16 protein-coding genes and 1 riboswitch are annotated in these 21864 nt (G+C 35.8%); of the genes, 8 read left to right on the top strand and 8 right to left on the bottom strand.

Annotated features, from left to right (window positions below; genetic code table 11):
• Positions 1 to 5 precede the first annotated feature (5 nt).
• The 6 genes from yhbH to AB8U03_RS05560 form a co-directional block, all read right to left on the bottom strand.
• The gene (gene yhbH, locus AB8U03_RS05585; protein WP_369703575.1) at positions 6 to 1226 is read right to left on the bottom strand and encodes a sporulation protein YhbH; all 1221 of its coding nucleotides are present in this window, start codon (positions 1224 to 1226) and stop codon (positions 6 to 8) included.
• A gap of 4 nt (positions 1227 to 1230) precedes the next feature.
• Positions 1231 to 3153: a PrkA family serine protein kinase gene (locus AB8U03_RS05580; protein ID WP_369703574.1), complete on the bottom strand. Its 1923-nt coding sequence runs from the start codon at positions 3151 to 3153 to the stop codon at positions 1231 to 1233.
• Positions 3154 to 3364: 211 nt separating this feature from the next.
• A complete protein-coding gene (locus tag AB8U03_RS05575) occupies positions 3365 to 3847 on the bottom strand; it encodes a MarR family winged helix-turn-helix transcriptional regulator (protein WP_369703573.1) in 483 nt (160 codons plus the stop codon).
• Entirely contained in the window at positions 3819 to 5408 is a 1590-nt protein-coding gene (locus AB8U03_RS05570) for a DHA2 family efflux MFS transporter permease subunit (RefSeq protein WP_369703572.1), read from the bottom strand. Before AB8U03_RS05570 ends, AB8U03_RS05575 begins: the two co-directional genes overlap by 29 nt.
• A gap of 14 nt (positions 5409 to 5422) precedes the next feature.
• Positions 5423 to 6076, bottom strand: coding sequence for an HlyD family secretion protein (locus tag AB8U03_RS05565; protein WP_369703571.1), 654 nt, complete (start codon positions 6074 to 6076; stop codon positions 5423 to 5425).
• A 21-nt stretch (positions 6077 to 6097) separates the two neighbouring features.
• Positions 6098 to 7069, bottom strand: coding sequence for an HlyD family secretion protein (locus AB8U03_RS05560; RefSeq protein WP_369703570.1), 972 nt, complete (start codon positions 7067 to 7069; stop codon positions 6098 to 6100).
• Between the two features lie 422 nt (positions 7070 to 7491).
• On the opposite strand from AB8U03_RS05560, the gene AB8U03_RS05555 reads away from it, so the two are divergent.
• From AB8U03_RS05555 to AB8U03_RS05545, 3 genes are all read left to right on the top strand, one after another.
• Positions 7492 to 8541 (top strand): carbamoyl phosphate synthase small subunit, encoded by a 1050-nt coding sequence (locus AB8U03_RS05555; RefSeq protein ID WP_369703569.1) that lies wholly within the window; start codon positions 7492 to 7494, stop codon positions 8539 to 8541.
• 107 nt (positions 8542 to 8648) lie between these two features.
• Positions 8649 to 11858, top strand: a complete 3210-nt coding sequence (gene carB / locus AB8U03_RS05550; RefSeq protein ID WP_369703568.1) for a carbamoyl-phosphate synthase large subunit — start codon at positions 8649 to 8651, stop codon at positions 11856 to 11858.
• 32 nt (positions 11859 to 11890) lie between these two features.
• Positions 11891 to 13099: a M20 metallopeptidase family protein gene (locus AB8U03_RS05545; protein WP_369703567.1), complete on the top strand. Its 1209-nt coding sequence runs from the start codon at positions 11891 to 11893 to the stop codon at positions 13097 to 13099.
• Between the two features lie 76 nt (positions 13100 to 13175).
• On the opposite strand, the gene AB8U03_RS05540 is transcribed toward AB8U03_RS05545, so the two are convergent.
• Positions 13176 to 14384 (bottom strand): sensor histidine kinase, encoded by a 1209-nt coding sequence (locus AB8U03_RS05540; protein ID WP_369703566.1) that lies wholly within the window; start codon positions 14382 to 14384, stop codon positions 13176 to 13178.
• 2 nt (positions 14385 to 14386) lie between these two features.
• Positions 14387 to 15064, bottom strand: a complete 678-nt coding sequence (locus AB8U03_RS05535; protein WP_369703565.1) for a response regulator transcription factor — start codon at positions 15062 to 15064, stop codon at positions 14387 to 14389.
• Positions 15065 to 15264: 200 nt separating this feature from the next.
• Between AB8U03_RS05535 and AB8U03_RS05530 the strand changes: the two genes are divergently transcribed.
• The 5 genes from AB8U03_RS05530 to hemL all read left to right on the top strand — a co-directional run bounded on the left by AB8U03_RS05530 (position 15265) and on the right by hemL (position 21774).
• A complete protein-coding gene (locus AB8U03_RS05530; RefSeq protein ID WP_369703564.1) occupies positions 15265 to 16233 on the top strand; it encodes a glycosyltransferase family 2 protein in 969 nt (322 codons plus the stop codon).
• On the top strand, positions 16217 to 16636 hold the full coding sequence (locus AB8U03_RS05525) for a GtrA family protein (protein WP_369703563.1): 420 nt from the start codon (positions 16217 to 16219) through the stop codon (positions 16634 to 16636). The genes AB8U03_RS05530 and AB8U03_RS05525 overlap by 17 nt, the downstream gene beginning before the upstream one ends.
• Before the next feature lie 11 nt (positions 16637 to 16647).
• A complete protein-coding gene (locus AB8U03_RS05520; RefSeq protein ID WP_369703562.1) occupies positions 16648 to 18786 on the top strand; it encodes a glycosyltransferase family 39 protein in 2139 nt (712 codons plus the stop codon).
• 140 nt (positions 18787 to 18926) lie between these two features.
• Positions 18927 to 19094: riboswitch (cobalamin riboswitch) on the top strand.
• Positions 19095 to 19227: 133 nt separating this feature from the next.
• A complete protein-coding gene (gene hemA, locus AB8U03_RS05515) occupies positions 19228 to 20499 on the top strand; it encodes a glutamyl-tRNA reductase (protein ID WP_369703561.1) in 1272 nt (423 codons plus the stop codon).
• The gene (gene hemL, locus AB8U03_RS05510) at positions 20500 to 21774 is read left to right on the top strand and encodes a glutamate-1-semialdehyde 2,1-aminomutase (protein ID WP_369703560.1); all 1275 of its coding nucleotides are present in this window, start codon (positions 20500 to 20502) and stop codon (positions 21772 to 21774) included.
• Positions 21775 to 21864: the final 90 nt, after the last annotated feature.

The following is a 21864-nucleotide window of genomic DNA, read 5'->3' as shown; positions in this document are numbered from 1 at the left end:
GGAAATCACCTTCCTTCCAAATCTTTTTGTAATATTTCTTTAAGGGATTTCCATAAATCTTGTTTTTCGTTGATAGTGACAACAGTAAAATTACTTTTATTGATTCCACTTTCAAAAGTTTCTTTTATATTGCTGCCGTAAGAACTGGGCATAATTTCAGCATAGCTGAAAAAATTACATATTTCACACAATTCCTTGCCGCACTTTAAAGCTCTTTCATTGTCCTCACTCCAGTTGTCACCATCACTTACATAGAATGTATACACATTCCAATAAGCAGGATTATAGTTTTCTTCAATTATTTCCAGGGCTTTTTGCAATCCACTTGATATATAAGTTCCTCCGGATTCTACTTTGTGGAAGAACTCATTTTCCGTAACCACTTTGGCAGTAGTTGAGTGTGCAATAAACTTTACTTCCACAGTGCTGTATTTCATTTTTACGAACTGGTATAGAACAAAGAAAAAGGATCTTGCTAAAAATTTTCTTGTACTGTCCATGGAACCTGAAGTATCCATTACACAAATAACAGCGGCATTTAATTCCCGTTTTGGCTTCTTTTTTACCCTGAAATATCTTAAATCATCTTGTTTAAAAGGAACTCTTGATTTCATGTCTTTATATTGCTGCATTTGATTTTCAGGTGGTAATTGATCATTTGGTAATTCATCTTCAGCTTCTTTTAAATCTCTTTTCATATTTTGCTGCCTTTTGAGTTTTTCAACAACAGTTCTTTTTTTAGCAAGCCTTGGATTTATGCCATTTTTTTGATAACCTGTTTTTTTGAATGAATTTTTTAATAATAAATCGGAAAATTTTTTCTTGTCCATTAAAGGCAGTTCCAAATCTTCCAGAAGATAATTTATCAGATCTTCTAAGGTGATCTCAGTTTCATATATATCTTCCCCTTCTTCATTGCCGGCACCCTTATTACCGGTACCTTTTTTATTTCCAAGGGATTTTCCAATCTTGTCTCCTCTTTTTTGTGCTCCATTACCGCTTCCAATACCGGAATTATTATCTCCATATATAAATTGATATTCTTTAATGCCTTTTATGGGAATCTTGATTTTTCTGTTCTTATTTTGCCCTATAATGCTTTCTTCCGATATTATATCTGCCAGATTATCTTTAATTGATTTTTCCACCAATTGTCTATGACGTCTTCTATCTTCTAAGGATCTATCATGGTGTCCACCAGCATCAAACTCTCTGAAAATAGCCATAAAATCAATCCTTCCACAAATTGTTAGAAGCATATTTTAAAATTACATCACAGCAGTGATCACAATATCCATTTGCTTTCATTTCTGTTACCATGGAATTGTACTTTTCGTTCTGATCCTTGTCTCTTACTTTGGATTTGGTTATAATTCTGGACAGTTCTTTTACAGAGGTAGTGAGCTTTTTTTCAATAGCTTCTTTAAGAGGCTCATAAGAAGTATAGGTAATTTTCCCGCCGTTTCGTATAATATAAAACATGTAAGATGTAACGTCTGTCCTAAATCCTTTTGCAGAGCTTTCTGAAATACCAATGTGTTCCTCTATGGATCTCATAAAGACTTCATCTGGCTCTAACTCCTCACCAGTAGATCGATCTTTGATTTTATTTTTATTTACATAAGCTTCAGCATGATCCAGGTAATTATCAAACAGACTCTCTGCCTGTTCTTTAAAACTGTGAATAAATGCCTTGGTCACTTCTTTTTCAAGTATTTTGTTGTATTCTTTCCTAATAGAGTCTTTTAAAAATGTCAGATATCTTTTTTTATCATCTTCTGCTATATCCAGATCTTTTACTGCTTTTATCAAGCTTTCCATTACACTTAGCGGATTAATGCAATTATATTCTGAATTGGAAAGTGCATCATCTAGAGCTTTGATAATAAATCTTGTTGAAATTCCAGTCATGCCTTCCCGCATGCCGGCTTCTTCCTTTAATTCCGAAAAGTCAATTTTTTTGGTACTTCCTTTTTCCACTATATCTTCCCCATTATAGATTTTTAATTTTGTTATGGGGTCTACTTTGTTAGAAGGGGAAAGCCTTGAAAGAATTGCAAATGTTGCTGCGATTTCAATAGTGTGTGGAGCTATATGTGCATTAAATTGACTTTTACCCAGTATCTTTTTATATATTTTAACTTCTTCATTTAATTCCATGCAATATGGAACCTCAATTTTTACTATTCTATCAAGTATTGCCTCGTTGGTATGATCGGATTTAAATTTGTTCCACTCTGATTCATTGGAATGAGCTAGAATAATTCCATCAAAATAAATCATTGAGCCCTTTCCTGGAGATGGAACAGATTTTTCCTGGGTAGCTGTGATAATGGTATGAAGATATTCCACGTCATTCTTAAAAACTTCTATAAATTCTACCAGACCTCTATTTCCCACATTGAATGCACCATTCAATGAAAATATTCTGGGATCATCCTCAGGATACATATCCATCTTTGATATATCAATGGAACCTGTCAGAACTGATGTGTCCTGATTATTTGGATCAACCGGAGGTACTACCCCGATACCCTTCCTTGAACGAATGGAAAAGTCATTAGTTACCACAGGAAATCTTTCATATTCTCCCTTATATTCATGTTTTAACCTGTATTTGCAGACGGGACATAAATCTCCCTCAATTTCTACACCCAGAATTTTTTCAAAATCATGTTTTAAATGATTTGGTATCAAGTGAAGTGGTTCTTCTCTCATAGGACAGCCCTTGAGAGAGTAGATAGGTTCAGAGGTTTCCAGTGCCTTTTTAATTGATTCCACAAGAGACGATTTACCTGCTCCCACAGGACCTACTAAATAAAGCACCTGCCGTGATTCTTCACCGCTCATTGCTGCAGAATGAAAATAATTAACAAGTTTCATTATTACTTTGTCAATTCCGAAAAAATCATCCTTAAAGAAATTATACTTCTTGATTGATTCATTGCCGTATAGTTTTTTAATTCTTGGATTTTCTTCAGGTTTTAGCACTTTGTAGCCTTTGCTCATTATAATATTGTACATTCTTTTGTGTGCCAATTTTACCAATTGAGGATTGTTTTTTACGATTTGTAAATATTCTAGAAAAGTACCTTCAAACTCTTGCTTTTTTCTAACTTCTCTATCCTTTTCAATTATTTCTTTAAAATTCATAGTCACCTCTCCTCTTTAATTTATATCTACTATTACGCATGATGAATAGTTATTATGTATATTAAAATCTTAAACAATATTAAAAAGAGGTATGTTTTAAATTTTAGAGTGTAGATCATTGATGTGATAGAGCATTGTTTATTGCATATTATATTGCTTTCCCGCAATTTTGTCAATAATACCCCAGGGTAAATAATTACCCCTGGGGTAATTATTTGGCCTTATCTCTATTTAACAATAAACTAAAATATTTTAGTGCTTCAATAACTTCATCTACCTTATTTGGGTTCATATTTCTTATGCTATATGATATGCATTGGGAAATAAGGGCTTTCTTTATGCCGACTATATCATTGTCTTTTTTAAAGTCTTCAGAAATGGACAGTTTTACAATCCTTCGATTGTCCTCAGGTATTTCTCTGATTACTATACCCTGATTAACCAGACGTTTTACTATACCTGATACGGTGCTTTTTGTGAGCATTAAATGATTGCTCAATTCATTAAGGGTCATGCCGGGCATTTTATATAAGTGGAATATAACTGTAAGCTGGGGTGCCGTAAAGCCATACTGTCTTGCAAATTCCTGAAATTTACATCTGAGAACACTGTTGATATTTTTAAAAATCTTGATTATCTCATCTGACTGTTTTGCTATTAATTCTTCATTCCACTGTAACGGATCCTCCTTCATTTCTTTTCAACTCCCTTTTATTATTTGCTTTTTTAGGAATTTTTTTATTTCTCATCATTAAGATCAATATTACAGCAAAAGTCACTACAATGGAAGTTACACAAAGAGCATATGCCATGGCATCTACAGTGGCCTGGCCCTGAATCATTTTAGTCATTGCAGATAGTGCTGAGCTCTTAGCTGTTCCCTGTGATTGTCCATCATACATATATGCTTTTGTCAGTACATTTATAGTATTATTGGAGGCATTGTTGTAGACATTTATCTGTTCAGACAGCTTTAGATAATTATAATTGGTTTTTCCCTGTATAATTGTGGACATTATAGTTATACTGATAGAACCTACTATCTGCCTTATGGCGTTGGAAAGGGCAGAAGCTTTCCCTATCAAATTTCCAGGTACAACATTCATTCCCGCAGTATTAATTGGCATCATGGCAAATCCAATACCAACGGATCTTATGCACAGGGCGATTATTACTGCTTCTTTTGAGGAATTCATATTGATTAAAGTTGAAAGATAGTAGGAGCTTATGCCTAATATTGCAACTCCGGGTACTGCAATTGGTTTTGCACCAAATTTATCAAACAAATTTCCGCTTATGGGCATTAAAATCCCCATTACCAGGGCAGCAGGCAGCATAACAAGGCCTGTGTCCATTGCCGTATAACCTTTTATATTCTGCAGGAACAAGGGCAGCACATATACTCCGCCCATAAGTGCCAGTGTCAATACAGAAGTTATGATTTGACTGAGACTGAAATCAAATAATTTGAAAATACGCAGATCCAGCAGGGGATTGGGGTGGGTAAGTTCATTCACCACAAATAACACCAGACTTAAACATCCCAGGGTAAGCAGCATGGGATATCTCATTTCTCCCCAATCAATGGAAACCCACTCACCCAACACGTATAATATGCTCACTATACCTATGGTGGAGGATAAAAAACCTATTATATCAAAGGATTTAAAGGCTCTCTTTTTTGAGTCCTTTAATAAAATAGCAGCAAGCACTACCCCTATAATACCGATGGGAACATTTATATTGAAAATAAGCCTCCAATCCATCTTTTCAATAATATATCCACCTAGGGTCGGGCCTATAGAAGGTGCTGCCATAGAGGCTATTCCCCAGACTCCAAGAGCCAGACCTATCTTTTCCCTGGGAAATAGTTCATATATTATGGACATTCCCACTGGCATTATCATACCTCCACCAACGGCCTGGATAACACGGAAACATATCATTGAAGTATTACTCCATGCGAATCCACACAGCATGGATCCCAAGGTAAACATTGACAATGCAAACATATATATTTTTTTGGAACCAAAGACGTCCTGCAAATATCCAGTTAGGGGTATAATTGCCCCAAGGGCCAGGGTATATGCTGTAAGTATCCATTTTGAATCATTCATAGATACTCCAAAAACAGCCATCATTTTGGGAATAGCAATATTTACTATACTACTGTCAAGTATTGACATAAAGGTGCCTATTACCACAACAATTAACGCCAGCCAGCTGTACAGAAGTTCATTATTCTTTTCTTCCATTATACATCACCTCATTACTTGATGTGGATCTTTACAACAGCATTAGTACCAGGAAGTATCTTGTTATTGAATTTATCAAGTGAAATTTTTATGGGTATCCTCTGTACTACTTTTGTAAAAGTGCCGCTGGTAGTAGATGGAATGATTGACAGTGCAGATTGAGCCGCTTCTCCCACGGATTTAATTTTACCTGTAAATTTTTTTGAACCATACTCATCTATTGTAATGGTCACAGGCTGTCCGATTTTTATTTTTCCAAGTTTGGTTTCCTCTATGTTGGCAGTTATGTAAAGCTTATCCGGATCTATAACTGTAGCCAGGGTCTGACCTGGAGACCAGATTTCACCTACAGTTCCCTGTTTTTTGATTACCACACCGCTTATGGGAGATCTTATCAGGGATTCATCCACATCTGTGTCCGGAATGTTTGTCATTTCCTGACGGGCCAATATCTGATTTTTTACAACGTTATCTCCTTCATCCACATTGAGTTCTAACAATTTTCCGCTGATCTGTGGAGTTACATTGACTAAATCAGCATCTACCCTTGCATCGTCTGTTGAAACATAATAGGTATTTTCATACCAATAATAAAATCCTATACTTCCAAGGGCCGCTATAATGACTATTAATATAGATATAATTAATCCTTTCCGTTTTCCTCTCATATTTAAAAGTACCTTCTTTCCTTATTTTTTTAATCCGATTTCTGCAAACATTCCAGGTTTCAGATCCGGATCTTTATCAGTTAAAGTTACCTTCACTAAGATATCCCTGCTCTCAGAACTTAAATTTGAGTTTATAACAGCTATTTTACCTTTAAATTCTTTATCTGGTATCTCAGATACTTTGACGACAACATCTTCTCCCTCTTTAAGCTGACTTACAATGTCAAGGGGAGCATAGGCGTTTACATATAAGTTGCCGGAGTTGATTATGGAAAGAAGGGTTACACCGGGAGCCACCATATCGCCTGCGTTGATATTTCTTGCGTTTACTATTCCAGAAATGGGTGAAGTTATGATAGAGTTGCTGAGAGCTGTCTGTGCAGTTTTCAGGGCAGTTTCGGCTTGATTTACTTGAGCCTTGTAAACATCTATACTGGATTGGGTAGGACCATTATTCAACATATCCAACTGCTCCTGGGCAGTCTTATATTGTGCATCTGCGGTGGAAAGCTGCTGCTGTGCCGAATCCAGTTCCTGTTGAGTGGATGCCCCTGCATTGACTAAAGACTGTATACGATCATAATTTTTTTTAACTGTCTGATAACTTTGAGCTGCATTATTTACAGCGGTTTGAGCCTCTGCTATTTGTTCTGGGCGTGTGCTGTTCTGGGCGTTTGTTAAATTTGCATTTGCAGTATCCACAGCTGCTTGAGCCTGATCAACCTGTCCCTGCAGATCCTTTGTATCCAATTTAATAACAATATCTCCTTCATTTACCTTTGAACCTAGGTCAACGGATATTTCAGAAACCTTTGCAGAGATTTTTGATGTTATATCTGCCTGTTCGTTTGTTGCAATTTTCCCACCCATTAAAAACTGGGCATTGGTATTTGTCTGAATTTTTTTACTGGTGGAATTGCTTGTACTATTAGTGGAATCACATCCGCTTAAAAGCATTAGTGCAGCTAGACAAAATAAAATAAATCTTTTCATTTTTACCTCCTTGTAAATATAGTTTGTATAGATATAGTTTGCATAGAAACAATATTTATTATATTACTAATTATTTTCATGTTCAAGCATATTATGGCAGGTAGTTTTAATATGATAACTGTATTTTGGCAAAAGATTTTAAAATATATAGATAATATAATCCAGGGGACTTGACATAAATTCATATTTTAATTAGAATTAATTAAAACAAAGTTTTTGAGTAGGAAATACACTTTAAATTGGTCCTGTGAGGCCAGAAAGAGGTATATTGTGGATAAAATTTTTATTATATCAAAAAAAATAAACACTTATGGGAAATACGGCAATAAAAAAATTGTTTTCAAAAAAATTTTTTTATTGCCTTTTTTGCTTTCTACAATAAATAAGTGTATTTTTGCTTGTAAAAATACAGGAGGTAATTTATGAAAGCAAAACTTATATTGGAAAACGGGAATACGTTTCAGGGAGAAGCTTTTGGATATTTGAAGGATAGTATAGGTGAGGTGGTGTTTAACACTGGAATGACAGGTTATGGAGAAATACTCACAGATCCGTCATATTATGGTCAGATAGTAACTATGACCTATCCCCTTATAGGAAATTATGGAGTTGATTTAGGCGATCTGGAATCAGATCTGCCAAAAGTAAAAGGTCTTATTGTAAGGGAAATATGTAATTATTCCAGCAATTTCAAATCGGAAATGGAACTTGATGACTACCTTAAAATAAATAAAATTATAGGACTTTCTGGAATTGACACCAGGGAGCTTACAAAAGTACTCAGATCCAAGGGCACCATGAAGGGAATCATAACTGAAGAAAATTTGAATTTTGCCACTGTAAAAAATACAATTGAATCTTTTTCCAATAAAAATGCAGTATCTGAAGTAAGTACCAGGGAAAAATACACAGTGGGAAGCGGCAGGAAGAGTATAGCAGTTCTGGATTTTGGTATTAAAAAGAGCATGATAAAGGCATTTGTAGACAGACAATGTCGTGTGACAGTATTTCCAGCAAGGACTAAAGCAGAGGATGTGCTTGAAATTGATCCGGATTTGATATTTTTATCAAATGGTCCTGGGGATCCTGGAGATTTGGACTATGAAATAGAAAATATAAAAAAGCTTATAGGTAAAAAACCTATTGTTGGCATATGTCTTGGACATCAGCTTTTGGCATTGGCCATGGGAGGAACTACAGCAAAACTTAAATTCGGCCACAGGGGATGCAATCATCCGGTGAAAGATCTGATGAATGGTAAAGTTAGAATAACATCTCAAAACCATGGATATTATGTAAATAAATTACCTGAAGGTATGGAAATGACCCATGTAAGCTTAAATGACGGAACCATAGAGGGAATGAAACATAAGAGATTTCCTATATTTTCTGTACAATTTCATCCGGAAGCATGTCCAGGGCCGGAAGACAACAACTATATATTTGATGAATTTATAAAATATGCACTTTAATCAGTTAATAGTTAAGAGTTAATGAAGATTTTCGGTGAATACTGCCAACTGTGAATGTGAATTGTGGACTGTGTATTGTGCATTGTGAATTAAAAAGGAGGGGCCTTATGCCTTTAAATAAAGATATTAAAAAAGTACTTGTAATAGGATCTGGACCAATAATCATAGGACAAGCAGCTGAATTCGATTATTCCGGAACCCAGGCCTGTGAATCCCTGAGAGAAGAGGGAGTTGAGGTAATACTTGTAAACAGCAACCCTGCTACTATAATGACGGACAGGGAAGTGGCAGATAAAGTTTATATAGAACCACTTACAGCGGAATTTGTGGAAAAAATCATAGATAAAGAAAGACCTGACAGCCTTTTGGCAAGTATGGGCGGACAGACAGCCTTGAATCTTGCATTGAAACTGCATGAAAGTGGCATACTTAAAAAATATAATGTGAATATAATAGGCACTTCCATAAAGTCCATAAAAAAAGGTGAAGACAGAGAATTGTTTAAAGAAGCAATGAATAAGATAAAACAGCCTGTAGTGGAAAGTCAAATTATAACCAATGTGGAAAGTGGAAAGGAATTTGCAGCCAGAATAGGATATCCGGTGATAGTTAGACCTGCTTATACCCTTGGTGGCACCGGCGGGGGAATAGCATATACTGAAGAAGAACTTGAAACCATACTTGAATCAGGACTTGAGCTGAGCTCCATAGGACAGATACTGCTGGAAAGAAGTATAAAAGGATGGAAGGAAATAGAGTATGAGGTAATGAGAGACAGCTCGGGCAATTGCATAACTGTGTGTAATATGGAAAATGTAGATCCGGTTGGAATTCACACGGGCGACAGCATAGTAGTGGCCCCCAGCCAGACACTATCGGATAAGGAATATCAGATGCTCAGGACTGCTTCCATTGAAATAATAAATGAGGTGGAAATAGAAGGAGGGTGTAACGTACAATTGGCGTTGAATCCGGATTCTCTTCAGTATGCGGTTATAGAAATAAATCCCAGGGTCAGTCGTTCATCGGCTCTTGCTTCCAAGGCTACAGGATATCCTATTGCGAAAGTGGCAGCCAAAATAGCCCTGGGGTACGGTCTGGATGAAATAAAAAATGCGGTTACCAAAAAGACCTATGCATGTTTTGAGCCTTCCTTGGACTACGTGGTAATAAAAATTCCCAAATGGCCTTTTGACAAATTTGAAAATGCCAAAAGAGAGCTTGGTACAAAAATGATGGCTACAGGTGAAATAATGGCCATAGGCAGTAATTTTGAAGCTGCTTTTCTGAAGGGTGTAAGATCCCTTGAACTGGGTGCTTATTCACTGGATTATAAAAAGTTTAAGTCATTTACCATAGAAGAGCTTAAGGAAAGGATAAAATATCCTGACGACCAGAGAATATTTGCACTGGCAGAACTTTTAAGGCGAAAATACAAGATGGAAAAACTAGCTGAAATTACTGGTATGGATAAATTTTTCATACACAAGTTCAAGTGGATAATAGATGAAGAGGAAAAATTAAAATCCAGCAGTATAGATAATCTGGATAAGCACTGGCTTGAAATACTTAAAAGAAAGGGATTTTCAGACAAGGGAATAGCAGATATGATTAAAGTTTCTCCGGATGAAATCTACAGGCTGAGAAGAATATGGAATATAACACCTTCCTATAAAATGGTGGATACTTGTGCAGGTGAGTTTGAAGCCCTTTCGCCTTATTATTATTCTACTTATGAAAAATATGATGAAGTTCAAGTTTCATCCAATAAAAAAGTTGTTGTAATAGGTTCAGGTCCAATTAGAATAGGTCAGGGCATAGAATTTGACTATGCTTCGGTACACTGTATAAAAATGTTGGGAAAACTCAATATAGAAACTATTATAATAAACAACAACCCCGAAACTGTAAGCACTGACTTTGATATTTCAGATAAACTCTACTTCGAGCCCATAACGGAAGAAGACGTGCTCAGTATATTGGACAAAGAAAAACCCTATGGAGTTATACTTCAGTTTGGGGGAGAAACTGCTATAAAATTGGCAGAATTTTTAAAGGAAAAGGGAATAGTCACACTGGGTACAACTGCAGATCAGATTGACATGGCGGAAGATAGGGAAAAATTTGATTCACTGCTGCAGAGATTGGATATTCAGAGACCCAGGGGAAAAGGTGTATGGTCTGTGGAAGAGGGAATGCAAGAGGCAAAAAGGTTGAAATTTCCAGTGCTTGTAAGACCATCTTATGTACTGGGAGGGCAGGGCATGGAAATAACTTATGATGAAAATGAACTCACTTATTATCTGTCCATGGCTTTTCAAAAAGACAGGAAAAATCCCATATTGATAGACAAATATCTTATGGGAAGGGAAATAGAGGTAGATGCCATATGTGATGGTGAGGATGTACTTGTGCCTGGAATTATGGAGCACCTGGAAAGGGCAGGAGTGCATTCTGGAGACAGTATAACCATGTATCCCAGTCAAAATATAAGCGATGACATGAAGAAGAAAATACTGGATTATACTGTAAAATTAGCTTTGGGTATAGGTATAAAAGGTATGATAAACATACAATTTATAGAATATAATAAAAATCTCTATGTAATAGAAGTGAATCCCAGAGCCTCAAGGACAGTTCCATATATAAGCAAAGTCAGTGGTATTCCCATAGTTGATATTGCCACCAGGGTAATGCTTGGGGAAAAGCTTAAAGATATGGAATATGGAGTTGGAATTTCAAAAGAACCTCATATAGTAGCTGTGAAAGTTCCTGTATTCTCCACACAAAAACTTCCCAATGTAGAAGTTTCACTGGGACCTGAGATGAGATCCACCGGCGAAGTTTTAGGAGTGTCAACTACGCTTTCAGGAGCACTTTATAAAGGATTCATGGCAGCAGATATGTTTTCTAATATGAAAAATGGGGTTATACTTGCTACCATAGGAGATCATGATAAAAATGAATTTCTGCCTATAGCAAAGGAAATTCATAAATTAGGTATTAAATTTATAGCTACTAAAAATACAGCAAAGCTTTTGAGAGATAACCATATTGAAGTTAAAGAAGTCAGAAAGATGAACGAAAAAAAACCTAATATAATAGATGTTATAAAGAATGAGGAAGTGGACTTAGTTATAAATACACCTACTAAAGGAAATGATTCAACAAGGGATGGGTTTCATATAAGAAGGGCAGCTGTAGAGAGGAATATAGAGGTTATAACTTCTCTGGACACCTTTAGAGCCATGATTCATGTAATGGTAAAAAATATGGATAATAGAAACTTAGAAGTTTTTTCTGAAGATGACTATTAAATCAATTTTATATAATTTAGGGGGTTTATATTATGAACACAGTAAAAGTAGGAAAAGTAGATGATATAAAAAAGCTGGTACAAAAGTATTATCCTGAAGTAGTGGAATTGAGAAGGTATTTTCATATCCATCCGGAACTCAGTAAAAAAGAGTTTAACACTCAAAAGAAAATTATTGAAGTATTGAGTACGTTAAAAGAGCTGAATGTGAGAAAAGCCGGAGGGACTGGTGTTATTGCAGATTTAAAAGGCAAAAAATCCGGTAACGGCAGGACTATAGCAATTCGTGCTGATATGGATGCTCTGGCTATAGATGATGAGTGCGATAAACCATACAAGTCCCAGAACAAGGGTGCATGTCATGCCTGCGGACATGATGGACATATGGCCATGCTGCTGGGAGTTGTAAAAATTTTATATGACATTCGTGATGAAATTGATGGAAATATAAGATTTATATTTCAGCCAAGTGAAGAAGAGGTGGCTGACGGTTCAGGAGCAGATGCCATTATAAAAGACGGGGGGCTGGACGGAGTAGATGCCATTATAGGAGCTCATTTATGGCAGCCTGTTAAAATTGGAACTGTAGGAATATCAGCTGGCCCTATGATGGGAGCAAGCGATGAATTTGAAATAAGCATTCAGGGAAAAGCGGGGCATGCTTCAATGCCGCAGCAGGCAGTGGATTCCATATTGACTGCGTCTGAAGTAGTAGTTGCATTGAATACAATCGTTGGAAGAGATATAGATCCCATGAAACAGGCAGTCGTATCTGTAGGTGTCTTTAATTCAGGACGTGTGTACAATGCCATAGCAGGGGAGGCCATATTGAAGGGAACTATCAGGACTTTGGATGAAGAAGTACGCAAACAGGTTTTTATACACATTAAAAAAATTGTTGAGCATATAAGCGAAATGACAGGAGCTCATTGTAAGATTAAAAAGAATACATGCACCTATGTAGTTGATAATGATCCTAAAGTTACCAGTATTGTTTTAGAAGCAGGAAGGGAAATGGTAGGACATAAGGCTCATCCCATATCTCCATTTATGAGCAGTGAAGATTTTTCTTATTATTTACAAAAAATACCGGGATGCTTCATATTTGTAGGTGTAGGTAACCATGCAAAAGGAATTATCTATCCACAGCATCATCCTAAATATGATATAGATGAAGATGCCATGGTTTATGGCATGGAAGTCATGAGCAATGCAGCTTTGAAATTGCTGGAAAAATTTTGATGGGGGTCAGACCCCATAGCAGAATTTGGAAATACCTCGGGGAAAGCACCAGAAAATGGCAGCACCTCGGGGGAAGTTAAAAAGTGACCCTGAATGTGGATCCCTTGCCTAAAGTACTGGATACACTTATGTTTCCGTTATGTTCCTCAACTATTGATTTACCAATGGAAAGTCCTAGACCAAAATTACCACTGTTGTTCCTGGACCTGGATTTATCCACTTTATAAAACCTCTCAAAAATTTTTTCTAAATGCTCCGGGGCTATTCCTTCTCCTGTATCCATCACTGTTATTTCAATCTTGTTCTTTATTTTACACAAACTTATTTCAATAGATTTTCCAGCAGGGGTATGTTTTATGGCGTTGTGAATTAAAATCGCCATAAGCTGTTTGATACGTCCTTCATTTCCTGAAAAAGTTATTCCGGGATCAATATGAGATTTCATGTGTATTCCATGTTTTATTGCAACTGCCTCAAAAGGTATTATGGATTGGGCGACTGTAGCACTAAGATCAAAATTGGAAAAAGTCAATGTTTTTTGTCGGGAATCGGATCTGGCAAGAAATAGAAGATCTTCTATGAGTTTAGTCATTCTAGTTGTCTCCAATTTAATATTTCCAAGCCATTTACTTTGACTTTCTATAGTTTCACTGCTGTTTCCAAGAACTATATCTAAATTTGTAGTTATAACTGCAAGGGGTGTGCGTAATTCGTGAGAAGCATCTGCCACAAAAGCCTGCTGTTTTTGCCATGCATTTATAATTGGTCTCAGGGATATGTTGGCGAGAAACAGGCTTATGATAAATACCAGTACCAGGCTTATTATACATATGGTCAATGATATAATGACTAAACGATGTAACACCTCATTGTCGGGGGATTTATCAACAAAAACTACTATAAAGCCATAAATTTTAGGAACCTTGATGTATCTAAGATCAAAGTTTTCGTAGGTTATGCTGCCTCTTTCATTTTTATTTTCAAAAACTTTTTTCAGTATGTCTGTAGAAGCTTTATTAGATAAATTATAATTATTGGACACTTCTGATATATTACCTGACTTATCCAACTTTATAAAGAAACTCTCCGAGGAAGTCATATTTTTATTTGGCGGCTGAATAGGGGGGATGTTTTCCATTTCAGCTGTCTTCATCATGTGAATATAGGAAGAATGGTCAAAACTCTTGTCCATCAGTATGTATATTCCTGAAAATATAGTGATAAGCACCAAGCTTGTAAGTATTAAGTTGATTAAAACCAATTCCACTTTTAATTTTTTAAACATAATCAAACCTCTTTTAAACAATAACCAATACCCCGGATTGTTTCAATGATCACATTGCAATTAAGTTCTCTTAACTTTTTTCGCAAGTAGGAAAAGTATACTTCAATATTATTGTTCATTTCTACATTGGAGTCTATGCCCCATACTCTGTCCAGAATCTGATCCTTGGACAATACCTGATTCTTATTCCGTGCCAGTAATTCCAAAAGCTGGGATTCCTTTGCAGTAAGTTTTATTTTATTTCCATTGCACTCAATTTCCCCTTTCATAGGATCAAAAATCAAAGAAGATAATTTAATATTTTCATCCTGGATGAAGTCCAAGCGCCGTCTGCCAAGGGCTCTTATTCTGGCCAGCAGTTCATCTGTAGAAAAAGGTTTTATTAAATAGTCGTCCGCTCCATTATCAAGTCCCTCAACTCTGTTATAAACGGAATCCATAGCTGTCAGTATTATAACTGGAGTTTGAATTTTATTTTTTCTGATATGTTTTAGAACATCTATACCGTCTTTACCAGGTAGCATTCTATCCAATATTATCACATCATATATTTGAGTTTCAGCCATTTCCTCACCGCTGATTCCATCATAGACTGCATCTACGCTGTAGTTGTTCTTCTTGAGAATGTATACAAGAGCATCTGAAAGCATGACCTCGTCTTCAATTAAAAGCAATCTCATAATTTCACCTCTTTATTGATTATAGTATGATTATACGCTATGAATAAAGGATTTTAAAGACATATGATTTAAACAGGTTGTAATGTTCAAATTTAATTTACATTTATTGTTGCTTTTTTAAGAGTTTTTTAAGGTTAAAACCTCAAAATTATAATTACATTAAATCCTTAAAAATTTGATATTAAATTGAGGTGAATGAAATGAAGCAAAATATTATTTATTCCGTGGTTGTGCCTTTATATAATGAAGAATTGGTTATTGAAGAAAGTTATAAGAGATTGAAAAAAGTTATGGATACCACATTGGAAGGTTATGAAATTATATTTATAAATGATGGAAGTTCTGATAAGACCCGTGAAAAAGCAGAAAGGATATGCAGTGAAGATGAGAATATAAAGCTTGTTAACTTTTCAAGAAATTTTGGGCATCAGCCTGCTATAACTGCTGGTATGAGAGTTTCAGCAGGAAAGGCAGTTATTGTAATAGATGCAGATTTGCAGGATCCTCCTGAAATTATGCTTAAGATGATTGAAAAGTGGAAGGAAGGATATGATGTTGTATACGGGAAGAGGGCCAAAAGAGAGGGTGAGTCTTTTTTTAAGAAATTTACAGCAGGAGCCTTTTACAGAGTTTTAAAGAGTATGACAAGTATTGATATACCAGTGGATGCTGGAGATTTTAGGCTTATAGACAGGAAGGTATGTCATGCTTTAAACTCCCTGCCGGAAAAAAACAGGTACGTAAGAGGGCTTGTAAGCTGGATTGGATATAAACAAACTTATGTGGAATTTGTAAGACATGAAAGATTTGCAGGAGATACTAAATATCCACTTAAAAAAATGTTTAAATTGGCTTTTGACGGTATAACTTCATTTTCCTATAAACCTCTTATAATCTCAGGATATTTGGGAGCAGTATCATTTTTCGCGGGAATAGTTTTGATTATAATAAATTTTATAAAATGTATATCCCACGGCATGGATGTGGTAAATTTTCAATTTGTTATATCTATTGATTTTATTATGTTTGGAATTGTGCTTTCCTGCATGGGCATAATAGGCCAGTATATAGGGCGGATTTTCGATGAAAGCAAGGGAAGACCCAATTATATTATTGAAAACATAATAAGTAGAAGAGGTGATGAGAAGAAAAATGAGTCAGTTAATTAAAACTATGAATTTTATTTTTAATGGAAGACTTAAATTGTTGAGCCGATTTTCCACTACGGGTATATTGAATACGATAATAGATTTTGCTGTTTTTACCCTGTGTCAGGGTGCAATTGGATTACATTATACCACAAGCCAGATTATAGGTTATAGTTGTGGAGTTGCAAATAGTTTTGTATTTAATAAAAAATGGACTTTTGAATATAAAAATTCGGATAAAAATGCTGGTTATGAACTAATACGATTTATTTTAGTGAATGTTGCGTCACTTTTTATAACAGTGGTACTCATGAAATTTTTAGTAAATAATTTTAATTTTAATATATATGTGTCAAAAATAGTTGTAACACTTGCAGCCCAGGTAATAAATTTTTTATTATATAAATTATGGGTGTTTAATTAAGGAGTGAAATTATGAAAAATATAAAATTTACAAAAGAAAAATTTGCCCTATCTGTAGTATTGGTTATATCTGCAATATTGAATTTTGCGAATTTAAGTATAGAAGGATATGGAAACGAATATTATGCAGCTGGTGTAAAAAGCATGCTCATGAATTTTAAAAACTTTTTCTTTGTGTCATCTGATCCGGGTGGTTTTGCGTCTATTGACAAGCCACCTCTGGGTTTCTGGATACAGACTATATCCGCCAAGATATTTGGATTCAAGGGATGGAGCATATTACTTCCCCAGGCTCTTGCAGGAGTGATATCCGTCGGACTTTTATATTATATAGTTAAAAGATCCTTTGGAAAAACAGCAGCGTTTATTTCAGCACTATGTCTTGCAATCACACCTGTTTTTGTAGCAGACAGCAGGAACAATACCATAGACAATCTTTTGGTGATGACACTGCTTTTTGCCTGCATGTTTTTGTCCAAGGCTGCAGAAAAGGGAAGATTTAAATATCTTTTAATAAGCCTTGTTCTTGTGGGGGTGGGATTCAATATAAAGATGCTTCAAGCATATATGATAATTCCTGCCATATATATAACATATTTGATTTCTTCGGCTGTACCTGTCAAAAAGAGATTAAAGCACCTTGTTGTAAGTACAATTGTACTTGCCGTAGTATCCTTGTCCTGGGCAGTAGTCGTGGACCTGGTTCCTGCTCAGAACAGACCTTTCGTAGAAAGCAGTACAAATAACACTGTCATGGAGCTTATATTCGGACACAACGGATTGGAAAGGCTAAGCAGCACTAATGGCGGCATGGGCGGCGGCATGGGAAGAGGAAATGGAAACGCCCAGGGGGAAGCAAGAGGAAAATGGCAACAAGGACAAATGCAGGGCTTTGAAAATGGAAGCACCTCTGGAAGTGCCTCTGGGGCAGTATCTAAAAATGGAAATGCCTCAGAGAAAAGAGGAATACAGGGTTTCGGCGGAGCTGGTGGACCTGGCGGAGCTAATGGACTTTCAGGAAATTTTGGAGGCCAGACTGCAGCAGGTATTACAAGACTGTTCTCTAAAAATATTTTGTCGGATCAGATAGTTTGGTTTTTACCACTATCCATATTGGGATTTATTGCTGCAGCAATAGTAGAAAAGCTCAGGTTCCCCTTTGATAATAAAAGAAAATTGGATTTAATACTGTGGATCCTTTGGCTTGTTCCGGAATTTATATACTTCAGTTATACTAAAGGTCTGTTCCATCAGTACTATTTGACTATGATGGCTCCTCCAATTGCAGCTTTATCGGGTATAGGTCTTACTTCCATGTGGAAGCTGTATAAAGAAGGAAGTATAAAGAAATGGTTACTGCCTGGATCGCTTATTTTAGAAGGATTGCTGGATTTGCTTATGTTGTCCTATTTTAAGACTACTATACCTTCTGTAATTAAAGGTATAATCATAGCGGCTGTAGTGTTGTGCTTTGCTTCTTCTGTTTTGCTCATAATTTACAGGATAATGAAGAGAGAAAGTTTAAATCAAGGCAAGAATATAAATTTTGCCAAGGTGCTTGCCAGTCTTGCTTTTATAGGAATACTGATAACTCCTGCTATTGGATCTTCTGCTGCTGTAACTCATGGCGTAAATGGAAGCATGCCTGCTGCAGGACTGGAACTTCTATCCAGCAGTGGATCTGGCAGTGATATGATGAGGAGTCGTGGAAACAGCAGCCTCAACAGCGGAAACAAAAAGTTGATAGAGTTCCTTGACAGCCATGTTAAAAATGAGAAATATGCTCTTGTGGTTTCCAGCTCTAATACTGGTGGCAGTATAATACTTGAAAGCGGCAAAAGTGTGATGCCACTTGGTGGATTCTCAGGATCTGATAAAATACTTTCCTTAAGTGAATTCAAACAGCTTGTTAAAAAAGGTGAAATAAGATATGTACTTACAGGAGGAATGGGAAGAAATTCAGATGATATAATGAGCTGGGTTCAGAAAAACGGTAAAGCTGTTCCAGAAAGCCAGTGGAAGAATACCACATCTAATAATCAGCAAAATAAAAATGGTAATGGAACAGTCCAGAGCTCAGAAACAAATGAATTTGGAGGAATGGAAATGAATTCCCAAGCACTGTATGATTTACAAGGCACTGTAAAATAGGGAGGTTATGGAAAAATTTTGATGGGGGTCTGACCCCATTCCAAATTTTGGAACGGGGTCAGACCCCACACCACAAAGAATGTTTTTTCCCCACTAAATGAGAGTTGATTCTTTCCTTGATAATGTTATAATTAAGGTAAAATCTAATAATAAGTGTAGGTTAATTAAAAGGGAATCAGGTAAAATTCCTGAACTATCCTGTAGCTGTATTAGATGAATTTAAGTAATATAGGCCACTTGGGAAATGGGAAGGCATACTTAAATAATGAATCTTAAGTCAGAAAACCTGCCTATACTTTGCACCGTTAACTCTACAAGTGATAGAGGGGGCTTATATATTGATAAACTATTTTTACAGTAATATGTAATTAAATATTGATTACAAAAATCCTTTTAACACTTTGGTTAAAAGGATTTTTTTATTAAACGGGAGTGATAAAAATGGTACAGCTTATTGGAATAAAAAGTGAATGTAATATTGAAATCAGACAAAAGTTTTCTATTATAGCTTCAAAGCTGGAAGATAAATTAAAATGTCTCCATGAATTTCTGGGGAATGTTTTAATATTGAGTACCTGTAATAGAACAGAGATATATATGGATTCAAAATTTCAGAAGGAAGATTTAGTTAATATAGTATTTAAAGAATTGGATTGGGACATCAGACTTATTCCTTATACTTTTTATGCTAAAGACAGTGAGGCCATTAAACATTTAGTAGAGGTCAGCTGTGGGTTTCATTCAAAAATTCTGGGTGAAGATCAAATTTTAGGACAAATCAAGACCGCATATACTGCAGCGGTAAAAGCTAAAACTATAAAAGGCAGTCTTGAAAGGCTGTTTCAAAATGCAATAGCTTGTGGAAAGGAATTCAAAAGTATCTGTGAGATGTATAAGATACCTGTATCGGTTCCGTCCATAGTGGTAAGGGAAGCATTAAATAAAGGCTGTAAAAAGTATATGATAATTGGTTTCGGGGAAATCGGCAAGCTGGTGCTCAAGTATCTCGAAAGTTCCAATGCAGAAATGGTATATATTGTAGTCCGTGACTTGAATAAGATCAAAAATTTATGCTATGATTATAAATGGGTTAAATTTATAACCTTCAAAGAGAGAAAAAATTATTATAATAAGGTAGACTGTATCATAAGTTGTACTTCTGCACCTCATACAATAATTTTAAAAGAGGATATTCCATGGAAAAAATTACTTGTATTTGATTTGGCAGTGCCAAGGGATGTGGATACAGGTGTTTCGGATTTACCCCAGATCCAGCTCTATGATATTGACAGTATAAGCAAGATGGATGAAAGAAATAAAATCATGAGGAAAGAAAAGATGTTAAAATATAAATATATTGTGGATGACTATATAAACAAATTTATGGAATGGCAGGCTTTAGATGAACTTTCACCTGAAATACAAAAGATAAAAAAATATGGTGACGAAATCTGCAATAAAAGAATACAGACTTTTAAGAACAAAAGATATACAAAAGACAATGAAGTACTTGTAAGCACAATGATAAACAGCACTGCCAGAGTTTATGTGGACAGGGCAATAGAAGTGTTGAAGGAAGAAAAACTTAAAGGAAGAGAAGATGAGTGTCTGAAAATGATAAATAAAATATTTTTTCCTCCTAGCTATGATAATGATTTAAAGCAGGATTATGATAGTGATTTACAGCAAAATAAGGAATGGAGATGTAAATAGATGATAAGTGATGATATATTCAATGAGTCCAAATTATATATGCCTGGAGGAGTAAACAGTCCTGTCAGGGCATTCAAGGATGTTCCCCTAAATCCACCTGTAATAAAAAAAGGGAAGGGAGCTTATATTTATGATGAAGATGGCAATGAGTACATAGATTTTGTATGCTCCTGGGGTCCCATGCTTTTAGGACATTGTGACGAAGATGTGGTAAATGCCATAAAAAGCACCTGTGAAAATGCCATATCCTTTGGAGCCACTACTAAAATTGAATTGGATCTGGCTAAATATATATGCACAACTGTGGATAATGTGGAAATGCTCCGAATGGTAAATTCAGGTACAGAAGCTACCATGAGTGCAGTAAAGCTTGCCAGAGGCTATACAGGAAGGAACAAGATCATAAAATTTGCAGGTTGTTATCACGGACATTTTGATGATTTTTTGGTTGATGCGGGATCCGGAGTCATGACTGAAGGAATTCCAGGCAGTGCGGGAGTTCCTGAAGACAGCATAAAAAATACTCTTGTAGCCCAATACAATGACTTGAAAAGTGTAGAAAAGCTTTTTGAAAAACAAGGCAGTGATATTGCAGCTGTTATAATTGAAGCTGTGGCCGGGAATATGGGTGTAATTCCAGGAGATGAAGACTTTTTAAAGGGCATTAGAAAGCTCTGTGATAAAAACGGAAGTCTTCTTATCTTTGATGAAGTTATGAGTGGATTTAGGGTAGCTTATAAGGGTGCCCAAAGTATTTATGGTATAAAACCTGACATCACTACATTTGCAAAAATTATAGGCGGGGGACTTCCCTGTGGTGCCTATGGCGGCAGAAAAGATATAATGGAGAAACTCTCGCCACTGGGGCCGGTTTATCAAGCTGGAACTATGTCCGGCAACCCTGTGGTAATGGCAGCAGGGCTTGCTACATTAAAAAAACTGCATACACACCCCGAGTATTATGTTCATCTTGAAAAATTAGGTAAAAAATTGGAAGATGGAGTAAAGGATATAGCGAAAAAGAAAAAATTACCCGTTGTAATCAACAGGTGCGGAGCCATGTTTGCACTATTTTTTACGGAAAATTCAGAGGTTAGAAATTATAAGGATGCTAAAAAATGTGACACAGGTATTTTTGCAAAATATTTTGAACATATGATAAGTAAAGGCATTTATATTGCACCTTCACAATTTGAAGCTGTATTTTTAAATGTAAAACATACTGAGCAGGATATTGATAGATTTCTGGAAGCATTTAGTACCTTTGAAATTTAATTTCAAATACCCCAGTGGTAAATACCCCTGGGGTATTTAATTGTCCAAAAGAAAACCACCTGCTGTGCAGGTGCGTTCAGAATAGCTTAA

It is taken from the genome of Clostridium moutaii (assembly GCF_041205085.1).
Lineage (GTDB): Bacteria > Bacillota > Clostridia > Clostridiales > Clostridiaceae > Clostridium_B > Clostridium_B moutaii.
Note: the sequence above shows the minus strand (reverse complement) of the source record. Positions and strands in the feature narration are given on the sequence as shown.